Origin of the sequence: Streptomyces sp. NPDC050504 (assembly GCF_044458065.1) — a bacterium.
GTDB lineage: Bacteria > Actinomycetota > Actinomycetes > Streptomycetales > Streptomycetaceae > Streptomyces.
Genome location: NZ_JBITHO010000028.1, coordinates 1 through 4,222 on the forward strand (window position 1 = coordinate 1; position 4,222 = coordinate 4,222).

Annotated in this window: 1 protein-coding gene; it reads right to left on the bottom strand. The window is 74.2% G+C overall.

The genetic code is table 11. The features are described 5' to 3' along the window. Nucleotides 1-4,160: beta-ketoacyl synthase N-terminal-like domain-containing protein (locus ACIBNE_RS41080; RefSeq protein WP_399281202.1), on the bottom strand; the 4,160-nt coding region annotated here is incomplete at its 3' end. Nucleotides 4,161-4,222 lie beyond the last annotated feature (62 nt).

Sequence of the window (4,222 nt, forward strand, 5' to 3'; positions counted from 1 at the left end):
GACACCACACCATCAAACTCAGCCACCACACCCGAACCAACCAAACCACCCACACCCCCCGACACCCACTCCACCCGATACAACGACTCGGGGAACTCGGTGCGCGACTGGGCGAGTTGGTCCTCGTGGAACGGGCGTACGTCGAGCCGGTCCACGGACGCGACGGCGCGCCCGGCGGCGTCCGCCACGTCGAGCGAGACTGCGGTGCCCGTGCCGAGCGGGCGCACCCGCACCCGCAGCGCGGTGGCACCCGTGGCGAACAGTTCGACGCCCGCCCAGGCGAACGGCAGGGCGGCCTGTTCTCCCGCGCCGGTCAGGCCCACGGCGTGCAGCGCGGCGTCCAGTACCGCAGGGTGCACCCCGAACCCGTCGACCGTGACGCCGTCCGGCAGCGCGACCTCGGCGTACACGTCGTCACCGAGGCGCCAGGCGGCACGCAGGCCGCGGAAGACGGGGCCGTACGACAGCCCGCCCTGCGCGTACTTCTCGTAGATGCCCTCCAGTTCGACGGGTTCGGCGTCCGCCGGGGGCCAGGCTCCGAGGTCGGGTCCCGTGGAGCCGCCGCGCGCGGCGGCGATCAGCGTGCCCGAGCCGTGCCGGGTCCAGGGGGTCTCGGCGGTGGCGGCCTCGTCGCGCGAGTACACCCGCACCGGGCGGCGCCCGACCGTGCCTTCGGGGGCGCCGACGACGACCTGGAGGCGGACCCCTCCGCGCTCGGGGAGCACCAGCGGCGCCTCCAGCGTCAGCTCTTCGAGCACCCCGCAACCGACCTGGTCACCGGCGCGGATCAGCAGGTCGACGAAGCCGGTGCCGGGGAAGAAGACCACGCCGCCGACGACGTGGTCGGCGAGCCAGGGCTGGGTCCTGGTGGAGAGCCGGCCGGTGAAGAGGTGGCCCCCTTCGTCGGCGAGCGCGACGGCCGCGCCGAGCAGCGGGTGGTCGGTGGCGCCGAGGCCGATGGACTCCGGGTCGCCCTGGTCGTCCGCCGTCTGCTCCCAGAAGCTCTGCCGCTGGAAGGCGTACGTGGGCAGGTCGACGGGACGGGCCCCGGTGCCGTCGAAGACGGCGGGCCAGGCGACCTCGCCGCCCGACGCGTACAGCCGGCCGAGCCCGCCGAGGAGGCTCCGCGCCTCCGGGCGCCCCTTGCGCAGCAGCGGTACGCAGACGAAGCGCGCCAGGCGCTCCGGGTTGTCGGCGCCCTCGGTCTCCTCCAGGCAGGTCTGTGCGAGCCCGGTCAGCACGCCGTCGGGGCCGACCTCCACGAAGCGGGTCGCGCCGCGGCCGACGGCGGTGCGCACGCCGTCGGCGAAGCGCACCGCCCCGCTCACGTGCCGCAGCCAGTAGTCGGGGGTGCGCAGTTCCTCGTCCGCTGCGAGGTCGCCGGTCACGGTGGAGACGACGGTCAGCCGCGGTTCGCCGTACGACAGCCCTTCGAGCACGCGGCGGAAGTCGTCCAGCATCGGGCTCATCAGGCCGGAGTGGAAGGCGTGCGACACGTTGAGGCGGGACGTCTTGCGGCCCTCGGCGCGCAGCCGTTCGGCGACCCGGCTCACCGCCTCGTCAAGGCCGGACACGACGACCGAACGGGGTCCGTTGACGGCGGCGAGGTCGGCACCCGGCGCGTCGGCGAGCAGCGGCAGCACCTCGTCCTCGCCCGCCTGCACGGCGATCATGGCGCCGCCCGCGGGGAGCGCCTGCATGAGCCTGCCCCTCGCGGCGACCAGGGTGCAGGCGTCGGCGAGGGAGAGCACGCCCGCGACGTGCGCGGCGGCGATCTCGCCTATGGAGTGGCCCATGACGGCGTCGGGCCGCACGCCCCAGGACTCCAGCAGCCTGAACAGCGCCACTTCCACGGCGAACAGGGCGGGCTGGGCGTATTCGGTACGGTCCAGGAGCGCGGCCTCGGGGGTGCCGTCGGCGGCGAACAGGACGTCGTTCAGCGGGGTTTCGAGCGCGGCGTCGAGGTGCGCGCGGATCTCGTCCCAGGCCCGCCGGTAGGCGGGGTAGGTGTCGTGCAGTTCGCGGCCCATGCCGAGGCGCTGGGCGCCCTGGCCGGTGAAGAGGAACGCGGTCTTGCCGCTGGTGCGGGTGGTGCCGGCGGCGGCGCCTTCGGCGAGGTCCCCGAGGCCCCGCAGCAGTTCTGCCGTGTCGGTGCCGAGCACGGTGGCGCGCCGCTCCAGGGCGCCGCGCCGGGTGGCCAGGGACCAGCCGACGTCCAGGGGGTCGAGGTCGGCGCCGTGCTCGGTGACGTACGCGGCGAGGCGCGCGGCCTGGGCGCGCAGCCCGTCCTCGCCGTGGCCCGAGACGGTCCAGGCCACCGGTGCGTGCGGCGCGGGGCCGTCGTCGGCGGCGGACGCGGTCCGCTGGTGGTCGTGCTCGGACGACGGCTGCTCGATGATGACGTGCGCGTTGGTGCCGCTGATCCCGAAGGACGAGACGCCCGCGCGACGCGGCCGGTCGACGTCCCAGGGGACGTCCTCGGTCAGCAGCCGCAGGGTGCCGGCCGTCCAGTCGACGTGCCCGGACGGCTCGTCGACGTGCAGGGTGCGGGGCAGGACGCCGTGCCGCATCGCCATGATCATCTTGATGATGCCGGCGACGCCCGCTGCGCCCTGGGTGTGGCCGATGTTGGACTTGACGGAGCCGAGCCACAGCGGGCTGTCCGCCGTCCTGTCCTGTCCGTAGGCGGCGATGAGGGCCTGGGCCTCGATGGGGTCGCCGAGGACCGTGCCGGTGCCGTGCGCCTCGACGACGTCGACGTCGGTGGGGCTCAGCCGGGAGTTGGCGAGCGCCTGGCGGATGACGCGGGTCTGGGAGGGTCCGTTGGGGGCGGTGAGGCCGTTGCTGGCGCCGTCCTGGTTGACGGCGGAGCCGCGTACCACCGCCAGGACCTGGTGCCCGTTGCGGCGGGCGTCGGAGAGGCGCTCCAGGACGAGGACGCCGATGCCCTCGCCCCAGGCGGTGCCGTCGGCCCCGGCGGCGAACGCCTTGCACCGCCCGTCGTGGGACAGGCCGCGCTGGCGGCTGAACTCGACGAAGGCGGCGGGCGACGCCATGACGGTCACGCCGCCCGCGAGGGCGAGGTCGCATTCGCCGTTGCGCAGCGACTGGCCCGCGAGGTGCAGGGCCACCAGCGAGGAGGAGCACGCCGTGTCGACGGTCACCGCGGGGCCCTCGAAGCCGAAGGTGTAGGAGACCCGGCCGGAGACGATGCTGCCGGAGCTGCTGCTGCCCGAGTAGTCGTGGTAGACGACACCGGCGAAGACGCCGGTGGCGCTGCCCTTGAGGGTGGCCGGGTCGATGCCCGCGTGCTCGAACGCCTCCCAGGAGGTCTCCAGGAGCAGCCGCTGCTGCGGGTCGGTGATCAGCGCCTCGTTGGGGCTGATGCCGAAGAACTCGGCGTCGAAGTCGGCCGCGTCGTGCAGGAAGCCGCCCTTGTTGACGTAGGTGGTGTCCGGGCGGGTGCCGGTGGGGTCGTAGAGCCGGTCGAGGTTCCAGCCGCGGTTGTCGGGAAGGTCGGTGATGGCGTCGTCGCCGTCCGCGACGAGCCGCCACAGGTCTTCGGGTGACGCGATGTCCCCGGGGAAGCGGCAGGACATGCCGACGACGACGATCGGGTCGTCGTCGACCCGGGCGGTGGTCGGCAGGAGCGCGGCCTCGGCCATGTCCCCGCAGACCTCGGCCAGCAGGAAGTCGGCGAGGTCGCCCGCGGTCGGGTAGTCGTAGACGAGGGTGGCGGGCAGGCTCAGGTCCGACGCCGCGTTGAGTCCGTTGCGCAGTTCGACGGCGGTGAGCGAGTCGAAGCCGAGGTCGCTGAAGGCGCGGTCGGGCGCGATGGCCTCGGGGGTCGCGTGGCCGAGCACCGCGGCCACCTGACCCCGCACCAGGTCCAGTACGGCCTCCTGGCGCTCGGGCCCGGGGAGCGCGGCGAGCCGCTCGCCGAGCGAGCCCACGACGGCGGTCGCGTTGCGCGAGGCGGCCCGACGGCGGGCGGGCCGACCGGTGAGGTGGTGGTAGAGGGGCGGGAGTTCCGTCCCCAGGGCGCGGAGTGCGTCGACGTCGAGTCGTACGGGCACCAGCGCCGAGCCCGCCCGGACACCCGCGTCGAACAGTCCCAGACCCTCTGTCGCGGACAGCGGCAGGACGCCACCGCGCGCCATCCTCAGCAGATCACCCTCCGACAAACCACCACCCATACCACCGACGCCCTGGTCCCACACAC